The organism is Polynucleobacter sp. AP-Nickl1-40-C4, from assembly GCF_035012665.1.
GTDB lineage: Bacteria > Pseudomonadota > Gammaproteobacteria > Burkholderiales > Burkholderiaceae > Polynucleobacter.
The window spans coordinates 339,815-357,899 of record NZ_JAYGQR010000001.1; the positions used below are offsets into that span (position 1 = coordinate 339,815).

The window sequence follows — 18,085 nt, forward strand, 5'->3', positions numbered from 1 at the left end:
GAATATTCCTGCTGAACTACGTATTTGCTACTTAGGACTACTTAATGAACCTGACGGCTAAAGCTAAACTCACCTGATTTATCTACATCGACAGGTACCACATCCATGGGTCCGAACTTACCTTCCAAAATCATCTTGGAGACTGGGTTCTCAATATGCTGCTGAATCGCCCGCTTCAGAGGCCTTGCTCCAAAGACTGGATCAAAGCCCACCTCAGCAATCTTATTCAAGGCGGCATCACTGACCTCAAGTTGCATATCCACTTTTGCCAAACGATCTGACAAGTTCTTCAGCAAGATCTTCGCAATATTGGCGATATTGCCTTTATCCAAACCATGGAACACTACGATTTCGTCAATACGATTTAAGAACTCAGGACGGAAATGATTCTTTAGTTCTTCGAATACTGCCTCTTTAATCTCTGCTTGCTTCTTATCAACCATCGACTGAATCAAATGTGATCCAATATTACTAGTCATTACGATGACAGTGTTTTTAAAGTCTACGGTACGACCTTGACCATCAGTTAGACGACCATCATCCAATACCTGCAAGAGCACATTAAATACATCTGGGTGAGCCTTCTCAATTTCATCAAACAAGATCACGCTATATGGATGACGGCGAACTTGCTCGGTTAAATAACCACCCTCTTCGTAACCAACATAACCTGGAGGCGCGCCAATTAAACGGGCCACGCTATGCTTCTCCATAAACTCACTCATATCAATACGAATGAGGTGATCTTCGCTATCAAACAAGAAGCCCGCCAGAGCTTTGCAGAGCTCAGTCTTACCAACACCGGTAGGCCCAAGGAATAAGAAGGATCCATAAGGACGATTCTCTTCAGCCAAGCCAGCACGGGAACGACGAATAGCATCCGATACTGCTCGAATGGCCTCTTCTTGACCAACTACACGCTTATGCAATAGCTCTTCCATCTTGAGTAACTTATCGCGCTCACCCTGCATCATCTTCGAAACTGGAATACCTGTCGCACGAGAAACCACTTCAGCAATTTCTTCTGCGCCAACTTGAGTGCGAAGTAACTTGTTTTTCAATACGCCATCTTTGTCACCCTTAGCTTCGGCAGCTGCGGCAGACTTCAGTTTTGCTTCGAGTTCGGGGAGCTTGCCATATTGCAATTCAGCAACCTTCTCTAACTTGCCATCGCGTTGTAACTTTGCAATATCTACCCTTACTTTTTCAATTTCCTCTTTCAGCTGAGCTGCGCCTAATACAGCGCCCTTCTCTGCTTTCCAAACCTCTTCTAAATCAGCATACTCAGCACCCAGACGTTTAATTTCATCCTCAATGAGACCTAGGCGTTTTTGCGAAGCATCGTCCTTCTCCTTCTTAACCGCTTCGCGCTCAATCTTTAATTGAATCAGACGACGCTCCAGCCTATCCATCACTTCAGGCTTAGAATCAATCTCCATCCGAATACGCGAACCCGCTTCGTCAATCAGGTCGATCGCCTTATCTGGCAAGAAACGATCCGTAATGTAGCGATGCGATAACTCAGCAGCCGCAACAATCGCTGGATCAGTAATTTCGATGCCATGATGTAGTTCATAGCGCTCTTTAAGGCCTCGCAAGATGGCAATAGTTGCCTCTACGGTAGGCTCCTCCACCATCACTTTTTGGAAACGACGTTCCAACGCTGGATCTTTTTCGATGTACTTACGATATTCGTCTAAGGTAGTTGCACCAATGCAATGTAATTCACCGCGGGCCAAGGCAGGCTTGAGCATATTTCCAGCATCCATTGCACCATCACCCTTACCAGCGCCTACCATCGTATGAATTTCATCAATAAAGATGATTGTTTGACCTTCATCTTTAGCGACATCACTGAGAACTGCTTTCAAGCGCTCTTCGAACTCACCGCGGTACTTAGCGCCAGCTAGAAGTAAGGCCATATCCAAGACTAGGACACGCTTATTTTTCAGAGTCTCAGGCACTTCACCATTAACGATGCGCTGCGCTAAGCCCTCAACGATGGCAGTCTTGCCCACACCAGGTTCACCGATGAGTACAGGGTTATTCTTACCGCGACGTTGCAAGATCTGAATGGTGCGACGAATCTCATCGTCACGCCCAATGACTGGATCAAGCTTGCCCATACGAGCGCGCTCAGTTAAATCCACTGTGTATTTCTTTAAGGCTTCACGTTGGCCTTCAGCATCTGCACTATTCACTGATTCTCCTCCGCGCACTAAATCAATAGCCGCTTCTAACGATTTGCGATTTAATCCATTTTCACGAGCCACTTTACCGAGCTCGCCCTTGTCATCAGCCACCACAAGCAAAAACAATTCGCCTGCAATAAATTGATCATTGCGTTTATTGGCTTCTTTTTCACATAGGTTGAGCCAATTACTTAAATCACGGCCCACCTGCACTTCTCCACTAGTTCCTTGCACTTCGGGGAGATTGCTGATGATTTTCTCTACGCCTTTTTCAAGGCTAGGGACATTGACTCCTGCTCGAGTCAATAAACTCTTGGCGCCACCATCGGAATCACGCAACATGGCCAGCAACAAGTGGGCAGGCTCAATATATTGGTTATCTTTGGCTAAAGCGATACTTTGGGCCTCACTTAAGGCCTCTTGAAATTTGGTTGTTAATTTATCTATTCTCATTTTTGAGCTCCGTCTATCTATCTATAGAATATAAGGGCAATATTAATAATTTCAAGCATCTACCGCACTTTTAACCCTAATTTTCCCTATTTTGACCTGGCTTGTTTACCTCCTTGAATGCTCAGATGGCACCTACTATGCCGGCATTACTAACCGCTTAGAACATCGCTTAGAGGCCCATAACTCAGGGCAAGGCGCTCGCTATACAAGATCGCGCGGACCAGTTGTCCTCTTAGCAACACAAAAGCACCCTGACCGTTCTGAAGCCTCTAAAGCAGAGCTCCGCTTAAAGCGTTTACCAAGGTCTGAAAAGCTAGCCTTTTTTGAGACTGAGATCACCACCAAAACTGGGCACAGTTAGTCAGAGCAATCTATGAGCCAGCAATACAATATAGCTATAACAAAACCAATTATTTAACCGGACAACAATCATGCAACCAAAATGGGGAACCAGAGGAATGGCGGTAGCGCCACATTCTCTAGCATCAGAATCTGCTTTAGCTGTTTTACGAGAAGGTGGCAACGCCTTAGAAGCAATGGTAGCTGCTGCTGCAACTATTGCAGTGGTCTACCCTCATATGAACTCCATAGGCGGTGACTCTTTCTGGGTAGTTCATTCTCCTGGAAAGGCCATGGGTGGAATTGATGCTTGTGGAGCGGCTGCTGGTTTGGCGACAAAGCTGTGGTACGCAGAACGTGGTATCACTAAGGCCATTCCATTTCGTGGTGCAGTAGCAGCGAATACCGTTGCTGGAACTATCTCTGGCTGGGGCGCAGCGCACCAACTCTCGAAACAAGGGTTAGGCGGCAAACTACCGCTTTCACGCCTATTAGCTGATGCGATTCACTATGCAGAAGCTGGCACACCCGTTACTTTCAGCCAATCAAGCCTCACAGAAAAGAAGCGTCAAGAACTGAGTCCCATTCCAGGCTTTGCAGAGACTTTTTTAGCAAATGGCAAAGCGCCCGCTGTTGGCAGCATCTTTAAGCAAGAGCGTCTTGCTAAAACCTTACGTCAGATTGCCAAAAAAGGTACGGATGACTATTACCGCGGCGAACTAGCTCAATCACTAGCAAAAGAACTCGCTGAGTTAGGCAGTCCACTGAGGTTAGACGATCTACACCGTCATAAGGCAAAACTCATAGACCCTCTAGAGCTCAAACATAGCATGGGTAATGTCTACAACATGACGCCGCCCACACAAGGCGTTGTCTCATTGATGATTATTGGCATCTTGGACCAGTTGAACTTAAAACGCTTTAAGGTTGATAGCGCCGAGTACGTTCATCATTGTGTTGAGGCTACCAAACAAGCATTTAAAGTACGCGATCAATTTGTAACTGATCCTGCCTATATGACAAAGAATGCGCAATCTTTCTTATCACCCGCATTCCTGAAAAAGTTAGCCAAGAATATTGATCCAGAAAAAGCGCTCCCTTGGGGTCAGGGTAAAGGTCCTGCAGATACTATTTGGATGGGTGTGATTGATGGCGACGGCAATTGTGTTTCTTTCATTCAAAGCATCTATCATGAGTTTGGCGCAGGCATTGTGCTTCCTACCTCAGGTGTCAACTGGCAAAACCGTGGTTGCAGCTTTTCTCTTGACCCAAATACACTCAATCACCTTAAGCCGCATCGCAAGCCTTTTCATACTCTTAACCCAGCGATGGCTTTATTTAAAGATGGTCGCTCAATGGTTTATGGAACGATGGGTGGAGATGGTCAACCACAAACCCAGTGCGCAGTATTTACTCGAACAGCAACTTATGGTCTTGATCCACAGGATGCTATCAGTCGTCCACGCTGGTTGCTTGGACGGACCTGGGGGCAAACCAGTGATAGCCTTAAATTAGAGTCGCGCTTTAGTCCATGGGTAGCTAAAGAACTTCACGCTTTAGGTCATGAAATTGAAATGCTCGATGCATTTGACGAAACCGTTGGTCATGCGGGTTGTATCATTCGCGATCCATCGGGTACGCTACAAGGTGGATGGGATCCTAGAAGTGATGGGGCTGTGAGCTCATTCTAATAGGTCTCAATTCAGTAACAATTAGATGGCATTAAAAAAGGCTACCAAACTTGGTAGCCTTTTTCTATCTTCGAATTTCAAATCACCACTGAGTTAGCACTTATGCAGCACAGGTCTTCAAATACTTAGCACGCATTGGGCGTAGTACGAAGAATGCCAGGATAGCCGCAGTAGCATCCAATACGATCATGATGCCAAATACTGGTATCCAGCTTTCTGTAACACCATGAATGTAGGCTGCAACTGGTGCGCCAACAATAGAGCCAACGCCTTGAGCCATGTAAAGGAAACCATAGTTTGTAGTGGCATGCTTTTGGCCAAAAGTATCAGTCAAAGTAGATGGGAATAAGGAGAAAATCTCACCCCAACCAAAGAACACAATACCTGAGAGCAATACGAACATGACGGGATCTGAGCGTGTCATTACCCAAGCAAACATAGCGACCGCTTCTAAACCAAAAGCAATCGTCATGGTGTATTCACGGCCGATACGATCAGATACCCAGCCAAATATTGGTCGAGTTAAACCATTGGTAACGCGGTCAATTGTTAAGGCCAAAGGTAAGGCAGCCATACCAAAAACCATGGTCGATGTAATACCAAAGTCTTTTGCAAATGCGCCCATTTGGGAGATAACCATCAAACCTGATGTAGACATCATGGACATCATTAAAAACATAAGCCAAAAAACCGGTGTCTTTAACATTACCTTTGGTGCAACTCCCGATGCAGCAGCCTCTTTTTGATCAGCCGTTTGCACACGATCAGCGTGCGGCACACGAATGCCTTGAGCAGCCAATAGTCCAACAGCGCCAATGATGTAACCAAAGAATGTCAACGTGCCCTGAATCCCTGTCTCAGTCAAGCTAGTGGCGATTGGGAAAGTCGTCAGCAATGCACCGATGCCATAACCTGCAGCAACCATACCTACTGCAAATCCTCGATTGTTTGGGAACCAACGAACCATCAAGCCAACAACGCCGATGTAAACAATACCGGTACCCAAGCCACCTAACACACCATAGGTGAGGTAAAGATGGGATACAGTAGTCAGGTTAGCCGAAAGAACCCAGCTTGCACCCGTCAGAATAGTACCAATGGATAACAAAAGGCGAGGGCCAAACTTATCAACTAAGTAACCCTGAAACGGTGAAAAGAAAGTCTGCAACACAATCAAAATCGAAAATGTAATTTGCAACTCAGTCAAAGTAACACCGAGCTGACCCATGATTGGCTTAGTAAATAAAGCCCACACATATTGAGGGCTGGATATGGACATCATACAAATGACGCCTAAAGCCAATTGCACCCATTTCGACTTTAGGGGGCTGCTACTAGTACTTTCCGTGCTCAATGCTGCTGTTGTCATGTAAATCTCCTGAGCTTTGTTTAATCAAAATTTCTAAAATGCTTTTGTTAATGCATTTTGATCTAAATTTACGGGTAATTACTAAGGAATTCCCTGATATGGTGCAGAAGCGCTTATTTTGATGCAGCTTGATGCACCAATAAAAATAAAACCACCCCTAAGGATGGCTCATCTTTTCAAACAGGCATCCGCTTCTATAAAACGAATTTGATCTAGCACCCCGAAGCAGTTGCCGTAGGGACGCTCACACTATTAGTGCCAGGCAAACTAGACCAGGCAGGATTAGATGAGGTTACGGGCAGCATATAAGCCCAGTGCGTGAGACCGGCTGCTCCATTTCCGGTTGACATCTGCATCAAAAATGCAGGTTGACCGCTAGATGTAGTTAACTGCCCAGAACCTACGGTTAGAGATGATCCATAAAAACCAATAGATACCGAATTATTGGCTGTTACAGACCCCACAATAGTTGATGCAGACCAAGTAGCGCCATTATTGGTGCTAGCAAAAGAGCAGCCCAATAAAAATCCCTGATTGACAGAAGTGATATGCCAAATAGTCTGATCGTTTACCGCACTAGTCTTTGGATTTCCGGAAGAGCTATAGGCATAGGCCAGCAAATAATCCGTAGGCACATACCAATACGTATCCACAAAAGCAGTAAGATCTTTTGTTGCCAAAGTAGATGGGGTTGATTGTGCTTGCACACTATCGCCAGCACCGCAACCAGATAGTCCGCCTGTAAGCATGATCAATAGGCAAACATAGAGCTTTCTCGTTATATGTTTTTTAATTATTTTTTCCATTTAGATAATGCCACTTCATCGGTAACGCGGGCATCAACCCAGCGAGCCCCTTCAGGGGTGTCTTCTTTCTTCCAAAATGGGGCCGCCGTCTTAAGGTAGTCCATGACGAACTCACAGGCAGCAAATGCTTCACCTCTGTGTGCGCTGGTGACCACCACTAATACGATTTGATCTTCGGGCAATAAGGGACCAACACGATGGATCACTAAGGCCTGATAAATATCCCAGCGCGCTTTGGCTTGATCCAGAATTTCCTGTAGCGCTTTTTCAGTCATGCCGGGGTAATGCTCAAGCGTCATGCCCTTTACTTGGCTACCGTCATTCATATCTCGCACGGTACCCAAGAAAGAAACTACCGCACCTACTCGCGGATCACCTTTACGTAATGCCGCTATTTCAGCGCTGACATCAAAATCGCTCTCTTGGATTTTGATTGGCATATCAGCCCCCAGTCACCGGAGGAAAGAAAGCAACTTCTGCACCATCTTGCAATGCTGTATTTGCATCAACCATGTGCTGGTTCAAGGCGCAACGCAAGACTTTGCCATCTGCCAAGACCTCAGACCATGGATTGCCACGTTCAATGAGGTGCGTTCTGAGATCGGCAATGGTTTTTACTGTCGCCGGGATAGTAATACTCTCTTGTGAGATGCCAAGCGCTTCACGTAGTGAGGCAAAGAATCGTAATTCGAGTTTCATGAGCTAATCGTAAACCGATTATTTGAGCAGCGCATCAAATGGGATGTACTTCACCAAATCGCCAGCTTTGATTGGCTGGTTTGGCGGGCAATCAACCAGGCCATCACCCCAAGAGGCGCTAGTGAGCACGCCAGAACTTTGATTAGGAAATAAATCTAAGCCGCAGTTGCTATTCAATTTGACACGCAGAAACTCATTACGTCGATCGGCTTTCAACCAATCAAAATCTGCGCGCATTAAATATGATTGAGGAAGACCCGCTTCACGGCCCTGCAACTTCAGAATAAAAGGACGTACAAACAATAGGAAAGTTACAAAACTGGATACCGGATTGCCTGGCAGACCAATAAACCAAGCCTCACCATCCTTAGGTTCGTCTGATTTTCGGACTGCACCAAATGCCAATGGCTTACCTGGCTTAATCGCGATCTGCCATAGATCCAATCTTCCTTCAGCGGTAACTGCTGGCTTGATGTGATCTTCTTCGCCAACTGAGACGCCACCAGAGGTAATAATTAAATCATGGTCCTTGCTGGCTTTACGCAATGCTGCACGGGTTGCTTCTAAGCGATCTGGGACGATACCCAAATCAGTGGCATCACAACCCAGAGATTTAAGGCAGGCCAATAAAGTGTCACGATTAGAGTTATAAATGCCGCCTGGTTTTAATGGCTCACCAGGAAGGGCTAATTCATCGCCAGTGAAAAAGGCGGCCACCTTGACGCGACGTTTAACGCTTAAGTGAGTCAAACCCGCTGAAGCAGCTACACCCAACTCTTGTGGGCGCAAGAAAGTACCTGCGGTGAGAGCAGTTTTGCCAGCAGTGAGATCTTCGCCTCTACGACGAATCCACTGACCTGCTATTGGAGCGGTATTGATAGTTACTTGACCGCTTTCACCCTCTAGCGCGCAATCCTCTTGCATCACGACTGCATCCGCACCAGGAGGTACGGGGGCTCCTGTGAAAATTCTAGCGGCAGTGCCTGACTCCAAGGGGGTTCCCATCGATCCAGCCGGAATGCGCTGAGTAATCTTGAGTGATTTTCCTGGAGTAGCAATATCAGCAGAGCGAACCGCATACCCATCCATCGCAGTGTTATCAAGTGGAGGCACATCAACAAGGCTATTGACGTTTTCAGCGAGCACACGGCCTAAAGCGGCCTGCATGGCAACTTTCTCACTCTCGCCAACAGTTTGAGCATGCGAAAGTAAGTGATCTAAAGCCTGCTGCGCAGTCAACATCGGTGGCTTTGTCATAGAGTAATTATTTATTGCTTAAATTTTCTAAGTTAAGAATTAACTTAGATGTGAAGTAATAAACGCTTTAACTTGATTCACGTCGGCATCGATATTTTCTACGCGCTGCGGCTTAGATTTAATGTCTTTAAATGCTGGTGGACATTCTGCTGGACGTCCTAAAGCAATTTCAATTGTTTCTTCAAACTTAATGGGGAGCGCCGTCTCGAGCACGATCATCGGGATTCCGGCTTGCAAATGCTCACGAGCCACTTTCACGCCATCAGCGGTATGGGTATCAATCATGACGCCATAGCGTTGATCAATATCACGAATAGTTTCTAAGCGATTCTCGTGAGTGCTACGGCCAGATTGGAAGCCGTATTTACCCAGCTCTTTAAAGACTGCCTCTTTTGAGATATCAAAACCACCTGCTTCATCTACTTGCTTGAACATAGCTGCAGTCGCTTTACCATCTTGACCCATAAAATCAAATACGAAGCGCTCAAAATTACTAGCTTTAGAGATGTCCATCGAAGGGCTGGAAGTATGCAAGGTCTCAGCAGACTTACGTGCACGATAGATGCCTGTGGAAAAGAATTCATCCAATACATTGTTTTCATTGGTAGCAACGATGAGATGCTCGATAGGCAAACCCATCATGCGGGCGATATGACCAGCGCAGACATTACCGAAGTTACCGGATGGTACGGTGAATGAGACTTTTTCGGAGCTGGACTTAGTGGCCAGTAGATAACCTTGAAAGTAGTACACCACCTGAGCCACTACACGACCCCAATTAATGGAGTTCACGGTACCAATTTGGTTCTTCGCTTTAAAAGCATGGTCATTGCTGACTGCCTTAACAATATCCTGGCAGTCATCGAAGACACCAGCTACTGCTAAGTTAAAAATATTAGGGTCTTGCAAGGAATACATCTGTGCAGACTGAAAGGCACTCATCTTGCCGCGGGGAGAAAGCATAAATACCTTCACACCCTCTTTACCGCGCATCGCATATTCAGCTGCGCTACCCGTATCACCAGATGTAGCGCCCAAAATATTGAGCTGCTGACCTTTTTTCTTGAGAGTGTACTCAAAAAGATTGCCCAGCAATTGCATGGCCATGTCTTTAAAAGCCAAGGTTGGGCCATTTGAAAGACTCAATAGCCCAATGCGTGTTCCCTGCTCTTCGCCCAACCAATGCAAAGGCGTGATGTCTTTAGCGTTATCTTGTGCACGGCCATTGCAATAGACCTGCTCGGTATACGTTTTACGCAAGATTGCACGCAAATCCGCCTCAGGAATATCGTCGCAATACAGACTCAATACTTCATAAGCGAGGTCTGCGTATGACAAGCCGCGCCAAGAATCCAATTGCGCTGCAGTGACTTGTGGGTATTGAGTAGGTAAATACAACCCGCCATCAGGCGCCAATCCACCCAACAAAATTTCTAAGAAGGATTGTTGTGGACTATTGCCACGAGTAGATTGGTAACGCATATATTTTGCTGAGTTTTACTTAAGACAGATTTTCTAAACGGATCTTCACCACTTCGCCAGTAACTGTCTTGAGATTCTGAATCTCATTAATCGCGGCAAGCATGTTCTTTTCTTTAGTCTCGTGAGTTAAAGCCACCAAATCAGTTTGACTTTCACCCTCATCAGCTTCTTTTTGCAAAAGTGCGTCAATAGAAACACCATGCGATGCCAAAATTTTAGTGATGTCAGCTAATACGCCAGCTTGATCAGCTACACGCAAGCGCAGATAGTAACTAGTAGTGATTTCGCCAATAGGGAGCACTGGTGTGTCATGGACAGCATCTGGCTGGAAGGCCAAGTAAGGCACACGATGCTCAGCGTCAGCGCTTAGCAAACGAGTGATATCTACTAAGTCAGCAATCACTGCGGAAGCAGTTGGCTCAGAGCCTGCACCTTTGCCGTAATACAAAGTTGTTCCAACGGCATCGCCAAATACTTGCACGGCATTCATGGCGCCCTCAACGTTTGCAATCAAACGCTTGGAAGGAATGAGAGTTGGATGGACACGCAACTCGACACCAGTTGACGTTTTCTTGGCAATACCAAGCAACTTAATGCGATAGCCTAATTGCTCTGCATACTTAATATCAATTGCATCTAATTTAGTGATGCCTTCGATGTGTGCTTTTTCAAACTGCATTGGAATACCAAATGCAATCGCACTCATGATGGTCGCTTTATGCGCAGCATCAACACCTTCGATATCAAAAGTCGGATCTGCTTCTGCATAGCCTAGGCGTTGCGCTTCTTTAAGCACTGTTGCGAAATCCAAACCTTTGTCGCGCATCTCTGACAGGATAAAATTCGTAGTGCCATTAATGATGCCTGCAATCCATTCGATACGGTTCGCTGTTAAGCCTTCACGCAACGCTTTAATAATGGGGATACCACCAGCAACAGCAGCTTCAAAGGCAACCATCACGCCCTTAGCATGCGCAGCCTTAAAGATTTCGTTACCGTGAACAGCAATCAATGCTTTATTAGCTGTAACTACGTGCTTACCTGCCGCAATTGCCTCAAGAACCAAGTCTTTAGCTATGCCATAACCACCAATAAGCTCAACAACGATGTCGATCTCTGGGTTATTGATCACGGCACGGGCATCACTCACCACTTGTGCGCGGTCTTTAACCAATTCTTTGGCACGTTCTACATTTAAATCAGCAACCGTATTAATACGAATGCCGCGCCCAGCACGACGAGTAATTTCATCTTGGTTACGCTCGAGAACAGTGAATACGCCACCACCAACAGTGCCAATACCTAACAGACCTACTTGAATCGGTTTCATGATGCCTTTGCTGCAGTTGAAGAAGCCTTGCGGCTGTGCTTATTACGATAACGCTCCAGAAAACGAGCAAGGCGGCCTATAGCTTCCTTGAGAACATCTTCGTGAGGCAAGAACACTACACGGAAGTGATCAGGTTTGCCCCAGTTGAAACCAGAGCCCTGCACTAACAATACTTTTTCTTCTTTTAAAAGATCAGCTACAAATTGCTGATCATCTTCAATTGGATAAACCTCAGGATCTAGCTTTGGAAATAAATACAAAGCAGATTTTGGCTTCACGCAAGTCACGCCTGGAATATCAGTTATGAGCTTCCATGCAAGATCACGTTGCTTTGCAAGGCGGCCACCCTCACCCACTAAATCATTAATGCTTTGATAACCACCCAATGCTGTTTGAATCGCATATTGACCTGGCACGTTCGCACACAAGCGCATTGAGGCCAACATATTGAGCCCCTCGATATAGTCTCGGACCATCTCTTTATCGCCTGAAACCACCATCCAGCCGGCACGGTAGCCGCAGGAACGGTAATTCTTAGAAAGACCATTGAAAGTAATGATGACTACATCAGTAGATAAAGAAGCTAACGAGAGATGCCTCTCACCGTCGTACAACATCTTGTCGTAAATCTCGTCCGCAAACAAAATCAAACCATGTTCACGAGCAATTTGAGTTAACTCCAGCAGCACTTCTTTGGAGTAAATTGCACCAGTAGGATTGTTTGGATTAATCACCACAATCGCTTTGGTACGCGGTGTAATTTTTTTACGGAGATCGTTTAAGTCTGGCGCCCACTCTTTGGATTCATCACAAAGATAGTGCACTGGTGTGCCACTCGACAAACTGACTGCAGCAGTCCAAAGCGGGTAATCTGGTGTTGGGACCAATACCTCATCACCATCATTTAAGAGTGCATTCATCGACAGAACGATGAGCTCAGAAACACCATTGCCGGTATAGACATCATCCAAGGTCACGCCTTGAATGCCTTTTTCTTGGCAATACTGCATGATGGCTTTGCGAGCAGCAAAGATTCCCTTGGAATCAGAATAAGCTGATGCATTGCTTAAATTGCGAATCATGTCCAACTGAATCTCTTCAGGCGGATCAAAACCGAAAACCCCTACGTTTCCGATGTTTAATTTGATGATTTTGTGGCCCTCTTCCTCCATGCGCTGAGCAAGCTCAAGCACCGGCCCACGTATGTCATAACAGACGTTATCGAGCTTTTGGGACTTTAGGATCGGTTTCACAATAAATTTAAGGGTAAGTTCTTGAAATATGAGAAAAAACAGCTAGCTATAATCCACATAATTATGACAGAGAGTCCACTTGAAGCTTCAATCTGACCCCCATTCCGGAGCGAATACGATCACTGGCTATGGCGATGGCTACGTAGAGATCAATAAGATCCCTTACGACCATGCGGTCCTACTCAGCTCGGACGGCGCCATCTCTAACTGGTCTGCGCAAACATTTGATAGCTTAGAAGCTAGTCATTTCGCGCAAATGGTTGATTTAAAACCAGAATTAATCCTCATCGGGACCGGTAGCCGCCAGCGCTTTCCTAAGCCAGAACTCCTTAAATCCTTGATTGAAGCCAAAATTGGCTTTGAAATCATGGATTCTCAAGCCGCCTGCCGCACTTACAACATCCTAGTCGGTGAGGGTCGTCAGGTCGTGCTTGCCCTGATTGTGGAACCCACTTAATGCAATTTGGCCAGATTCGGCAGTCATCAGCCCTGCACCCAGGCAAGATTTTGCTGCTGGTCATTATTTACGGCCTGCTTTGGTTTGGCACCCTCAATTACCGCCACCTCATCCCATCCGACGAAGGCCGCTATGCAGAAATAGCACGAGAAATGCTGGTTACCGGTGATTGGATTACTCCGCGTTACAACGGTTATAAGTATTTTGAAAAACCCCCTCTTCAAGCTTGGGCAACTGCCGCCGCATTTCAGGCATTTGGTATTGGCGATTGGCAAGCGCGCCTTTGGACAGCGCTAACGGGTTTCCTAACTATTCTTTTGGTCGGCTTTACTGGTGCGCGCATCTTCAACGCGAGAGCAGGATGGTTGGCTGCTGTTGTATTGGCATCGAGTCCGATGTGGATTATCAGTGGTCACTTCAATTCGCTCGACATGGGCTTGTCCTCATTTTTAGTGGCGGCTCTTTGTAGCCTCTTGCTTGCACAAACTTCGCATAACAAAAATAACTGTCGCAACTGGATGTGGGCTTGCTGGATTTTTATGGCGCTAGCAACACTATCCAAAGGTGTTATTGGCGTAGCGATTCCTGCAATGGTGTTTATTGCTTACTCCATTAGTACATGGGACTGGAAAATCTGGGCTCGCTTGCGTTTATTTAGTGGAACTATTTTGTTCTTAGCTATCACTGCCCCTTGGTTTGTATTGGTAGCGCAACGCAATCCCGAGTTTCTAGAGTTCTTCTTTATTCATGAACATCTACAACGCTTCACACAAGATGATCACAGTAGAAATGGCCCGATTTACTACTTTGTACCACTCCTCCTCATTGGCCTACTCCCCTGGATTCTGCAGGTCCCTGGGGCGTTTGCACAAGCATGGAGCGAGCGCCGTTGCGAATTCTCAGCGGGCTGGTTATTAGTCTGCTGGTTTGCTGTGATCTTTGCATTCTTTAGCGTATCGCACTCTAAGCTTCCGGGTTACATCATCCCCGTTTTCCCAGCGCTCGCTTTAATTATTGGCAATCGTTTAGATCGCTTACTTGGTCACACCAACACCATGGCATTACCATGGAAATTACAGACACTTTGCTTTGCAATTTTGGGGTGTGTTGGATTTTTCTTTTTAGATGCCATTGGTAAACAAGCAAGACCTGATGAGATTGAAGCTTATGCGCAATATACCTATTGGGTGATTGCTGCATTAGTAGCGCTTGTCAGTTTTAGCGCTTACGCTGCATGGCAAAGCAAGCGCAATGGCATTCAAAGCATCGTCAGCTTTGCTTGTGGGTTCTTTCTCTGCGCGATCATCACAGGAACAGGTCACGAGACATTGGGCCGCGCAGTTTCTGGTATCGACCTAGTCGAGCGAGTCAAAGCCTCTATTCCAGAAAAAGTGAACTTCTATTCAGTGCGTCTTTTGGATCACACCGTGCCTTTCTATTTAGGCAGAACGATGATCATGGTTGAATCACCCGATGAGCTTGAGTTTGGGGTTAATCAAGAGCCAGAACTTTGGATGCCGACATTAGACGCCTTTATTGCCCGCTGGCAAGAAGATCAAACAGCTTATGCCATGATGGTTCCAGAGCAATTTGATGCGCTTAATACTCAGGGCTTCCCAATGCAGGAAGTCGATCGTGATTCACGCAGGGTCATTGTCAAGCATCCAGATATCTCGCAGTAATATAGGACACCATGTCAAACTTCATCCCCTTCACGCGCCCTAGCTTCAATCAAGAAACCATTGACGCTGTTTCAGAGGTATTGCGCTCAGGATGGGTGACATCTGGACCGAAATTGGCCGAGTTTGAAGCTGCTTTAAGCCAATACTTTGGCGGTCGTCCGGTACGCTGTTTTGCCAATGGCACCGCAACCATGAAGATCGCTCTGCAAGTTGCCGGCATTGGTGATGGCGATGAAGTAATTACCACTCCAATTTCTTGGGTGGCAACTTCTAATGTGATTTTGGGTGTTGGCGCCAAACCAGTATTTGTGGATATCGATCCCATTACACGCAATATTGATCTAAATAAAGTGGCTGCTGCAATCACGCCAAAGACACGTGCGATCATGCCGGTCTATTTAGCTGGATTACCTGTTGATATGGAACAACTCTATGCGCTAGCCAAACAGCACAAGCTTCGTGTAATTGAAGATGCAGCGCAGGCCTTTGGCTCACAGTGGCAAGGCAAGAAGATTGGTAGCTTTGGTGACCTGGTGAGCTTTAGCTTCCAGGCCAATAAGAACCTCACCACTGTTGAGGGAGGCTGCCTTGTTCTCAATAATCTAGATGAAGCAAAACTGGCTGAGAAATTCCGTCTACAAGGATTAACTCGTCAAGGCATGGATGGTATGGATGTGGATGTATTGGGCGGCAAAGATAACTTGACCGATGTGAATGCAGCTATCGGTCTTGAACAACTTAAGCAACTTCCCTCTTATCAAACACGTCGTGCTGAACTCGCGCACCAATACTTTGATGTGCTTCGTGCCAAATTAAAATCGGCTGGATTGGAAGACTTACATTTAGAGCTTCCAGTAGAAAATTTCACGGATAGTAACTGGCACATGTTTCAAGTTGTTTTGCCACTCGAGCAGCTCAATACGGATCGCGCTCAAGTGATGACGGAATTAAAAGATATGGGCATTGGCACTGGCGTTCATTACCCCGCCATTACCGGGTTCACTCTTTATAAAAACCAGGGTTACAAAATTTCAGACACTCCGATTGCTGAGCGCATTGGTCGATCCATTCTCACCCTCCCCTTATTTCCGGCAATGGCAGATGAAGATATTGACCGTATAGCCAGTGGATTGGTCGGAATTTTGCTGAAATACCGCAAAAACTAGCGTTCTTGGGTTAAACCCAAAGAATCAGGCAAAATTGCAGCATGACCGCAAATTTAGTTGCCAACCCAACACTCAGCATTGTTATTCCCGTTTACAACGAGGAGGACGGATTAAAGGCTCTATTTGATCGCCTTTATCCAGCATTGGATACCCTGGCTGCCAAACGCAAGATCACCTATGAGATCGTATTTGTTAACGACGGTAGTAAAGATCGTTCCGCCGGCATTCTTTCAAAGCAAGTGGAGTTACGGCCTGATGTAACCCGTGCAGTTTTATTTCACAGCAACTTTGGTCAACATATGGCCATCATGGCTGGCTTTGAATACGCCAAAGGCGAACACATCATTACTTTGGATGCAGACCTACAAAATCCTCCCGAAGAAATTGATGCTTTAACTGAGCAGTTATTAAAGGGTCATGATTACGTAGGCACTATTCGCGCCGATCGCCGCGATAGCTTCTTCAGAAAATTCGCTTCACGCGCCATGAATCGCTTGCGTGAAAATATCACGCGCATCACGATGACCGATCAAGGTTGTATGTTGCGTGGATATAGCCGTCGCATTGTTGACTTAGTCCGCCAATGCGATGAAAGCAATACTTTTATACCGGCACTGGCGTATACCTTTTCTGCAAATCCAGTAGAGATCACCGTTAAACATGAAGAACGTTTTGCCGGTGAATCCAAATACAGCCTGTACCAATTGATTCGCTTGAACTTTGACTTAGTCACCGGCTTCTCTGTCATGCCGTTGCAGATCTTCTCAATACTCGGCATGCTGCTATCCCTTGCTGCTGGTAGCTTATTTGCCTACTTGCTAGTTCGCCGCTTCCTTCTGGGCGCTGAGGTTGAGGGGGTATTCACCCTCTTCGCCCTGACCTTCTTCCTGATTGGTGTGATGCTCTTTGGGCTCGGACTTTTAGGTGAATACATTGGTCGCATCTATCAGCAAATCCGCAAGCGCCCTCGTTATGTAGTGCAAACCGTTTTAGAGAAAAAATAATTGCGCGCAGTCGTCTTTGCTTATCACGATGTTGGCGTCAACTGCCTCAAGACACTTCTCAATGCGGGGATACAGATTGATCTAGTCGTTACCCATCAAGATGATCCCAATGAGAATGTTTGGTTTGGAAGCGTTGCAAAACTCTGCGAAGAAAAAAATATTTCTTACATCACTCCGAACGCGAATGAATTAGCAACTTTAATTCCGAAGTTTCAAGCGCTAGCGCCAGACTATATTTTTTCTTTCTACTATCGCTTCATGATTCCAGGGCAGATTTTGGATTGCGCCAAAATTGCCGCACTTAATATGCATGGCTCACTACTCCCAAAATATCGTGGGCGTGCGCCAGTGAATTGGGCCATTCTGCATGGCGAAACAGAGACCGGCGCAACTTTACACGTCATGGAAGCGAAACCGGATGCAGGAGATATTGTTGGGCAAGCAGCCGTCAGCATCGGCACAGATGAAACTGCTACGGATGTATTTGGCAAGGTCAGTCAGGCTGCTATCAGCGTGATCGATCAGGTCTTGCCCAGCCTTTTAAAGGGAATTGTTCCCCGCAAGGCAAATGAGCTCCAAAAAGGCAGTTATTTTGGCGGTAGAAAGCCTGCAGACGGGCAAATTCACTGGAATCAGACTGCTAAACAGGTCCACGACTTGGTTAGGGCTGTCGCACCCCCTTATCCAGGCGCCTTTTGCGACCATGATGGCAAAACCATGATTGTGGCCCGCACCAGCCTAAATGGGCCATTTCCAGACAAGCTCAATCTTGGGGTTTGCGGCATCCAAGTGGTTGATAATCGGGTATTCGGTATTTGTGGCGACCATCAAGCAGTTGAAGTTTTGGAATGGTTTCCAGCAAGCAAATAAGCAGAAAATTCAGCAATAGCAAATTAGATTAAAAC

General features: G+C 46.2%; 16 protein-coding genes. 7 read left to right on the forward strand and 9 right to left on the reverse strand.

The genetic code is table 11. The annotated features are described in order from the left end of the window. Positions 1-41: 41 nt before the first annotated feature. Entirely contained in the window at positions 42-2,645 is a 2,604-nt protein-coding gene (gene clpB / locus VC182_RS01590) for an ATP-dependent chaperone ClpB (RefSeq protein WP_216122159.1), read from the reverse strand. 91 nt (positions 2,646-2,736) lie between these two features. Here clpB and VC182_RS01595 point away from each other — a divergent pair, with 91 nt between their 5' ends. Together VC182_RS01595 and ggt are read left to right on the forward strand one after the other, a co-directional pair. After that, entirely contained in the window at positions 2,737-3,006 is a 270-nt protein-coding gene (locus tag VC182_RS01595; protein ID WP_216122157.1) for a GIY-YIG nuclease family protein, read from the forward strand. A 70-nt stretch (positions 3,007-3,076) separates the two neighbouring features. Next, entirely contained in the window at positions 3,077-4,675 is a 1,599-nt protein-coding gene (gene ggt / locus VC182_RS01600) for a gamma-glutamyltransferase (protein ID WP_323484274.1), read from the forward strand. Positions 4,676-4,775: 100 nt separating this feature from the next. On the opposite strand, the gene oxlT is transcribed toward ggt, so the two are convergent. The 8 genes from oxlT to VC182_RS01640 form a co-directional block, all read right to left on the reverse strand. Next, positions 4,776-6,044, reverse strand: a complete 1,269-nt coding sequence (oxlT, locus tag VC182_RS01605) for an oxalate/formate MFS antiporter (RefSeq protein WP_216157457.1) — start codon at positions 6,042-6,044, stop codon at positions 4,776-4,778. Positions 6,045-6,256: 212 nt separating this feature from the next. Further along, on the reverse strand, positions 6,257-6,850 hold the full coding sequence (locus VC182_RS01610; RefSeq protein WP_323484275.1) for a hypothetical protein: 594 nt from the start codon (positions 6,848-6,850) through the stop codon (positions 6,257-6,259). Continuing rightward, positions 6,838-7,290, reverse strand: a complete 453-nt coding sequence (gene moaE / locus VC182_RS01615) for a molybdopterin synthase catalytic subunit MoaE (RefSeq protein WP_216122149.1) — start codon at positions 7,288-7,290, stop codon at positions 6,838-6,840. The genes VC182_RS01610 and moaE overlap by 13 nt, the downstream gene beginning before the upstream one ends. Before the next feature lies 1 nt (position 7,291). Further along, positions 7,292-7,549 carry a molybdopterin converting factor subunit 1 gene (gene moaD, locus VC182_RS01620; RefSeq protein WP_216157463.1) on the reverse strand — a complete coding sequence of 86 codons (258 nt, stop codon included), beginning with the start codon at positions 7,547-7,549 and terminating at the stop codon, positions 7,292-7,294. An 18-nt stretch (positions 7,550-7,567) separates the two neighbouring features. Continuing rightward, positions 7,568-8,791 (reverse strand): gephyrin-like molybdotransferase Glp, encoded by a 1,224-nt coding sequence (gene glp / locus VC182_RS01625; protein WP_416350564.1) that lies wholly within the window; start codon positions 8,789-8,791, stop codon positions 7,568-7,570. Positions 8,792-8,845: 54 nt separating this feature from the next. Further along, entirely contained in the window at positions 8,846-10,288 is a 1,443-nt protein-coding gene (gene thrC, locus VC182_RS01630) for a threonine synthase (RefSeq protein ID WP_216122145.1), read from the reverse strand. Between the two features lie 19 nt (positions 10,289-10,307). Further along, entirely contained in the window at positions 10,308-11,618 is a 1,311-nt protein-coding gene (locus VC182_RS01635) for a homoserine dehydrogenase (protein WP_323484277.1), read from the reverse strand. Next, on the reverse strand, positions 11,615-12,871 hold the full coding sequence (locus VC182_RS01640; RefSeq protein ID WP_072583106.1) for a pyridoxal phosphate-dependent aminotransferase: 1,257 nt from the start codon (positions 12,869-12,871) through the stop codon (positions 11,615-11,617). Before VC182_RS01640 ends, VC182_RS01635 begins: the two co-directional genes overlap by 4 nt. Before the next feature lie 79 nt (positions 12,872-12,950). On the opposite strand from VC182_RS01640, the gene VC182_RS01645 reads away from it, so the two are divergent. Genes VC182_RS01645 through VC182_RS01665 form a run of 5 tightly spaced genes read left to right on the forward strand, consistent with a single transcriptional unit; the run spans position 12,951 to position 18,050 of the window. Continuing rightward, on the forward strand, positions 12,951-13,328 hold the full coding sequence (locus VC182_RS01645; protein ID WP_072583107.1) for an Mth938-like domain-containing protein: 378 nt from the start codon (positions 12,951-12,953) through the stop codon (positions 13,326-13,328). Further along, positions 13,328-15,010, forward strand: coding sequence for a glycosyltransferase family 39 protein (locus VC182_RS01650; RefSeq protein WP_323484278.1), 1,683 nt, complete (start codon positions 13,328-13,330; stop codon positions 15,008-15,010). Before VC182_RS01645 ends, VC182_RS01650 begins: the two co-directional genes overlap by 1 nt. Before the next feature lie 11 nt (positions 15,011-15,021). Beyond that, positions 15,022-16,176 carry a DegT/DnrJ/EryC1/StrS aminotransferase family protein gene (locus tag VC182_RS01655; protein ID WP_323484279.1) on the forward strand — a complete coding sequence of 385 codons (1,155 nt, stop codon included), beginning with the start codon at positions 15,022-15,024 and terminating at the stop codon, positions 16,174-16,176. A gap of 41 nt (positions 16,177-16,217) precedes the next feature. Beyond that, entirely contained in the window at positions 16,218-17,180 is a 963-nt protein-coding gene (locus VC182_RS01660) for a glycosyltransferase (protein ID WP_323484280.1), read from the forward strand. Beyond that, complete coding sequence (locus VC182_RS01665) at positions 17,181-18,050, forward strand: formyltransferase (protein WP_323484281.1); 870 nt, start codon at positions 17,181-17,183, stop codon at positions 18,048-18,050. Positions 18,051-18,085: the final 35 nt, after the last annotated feature.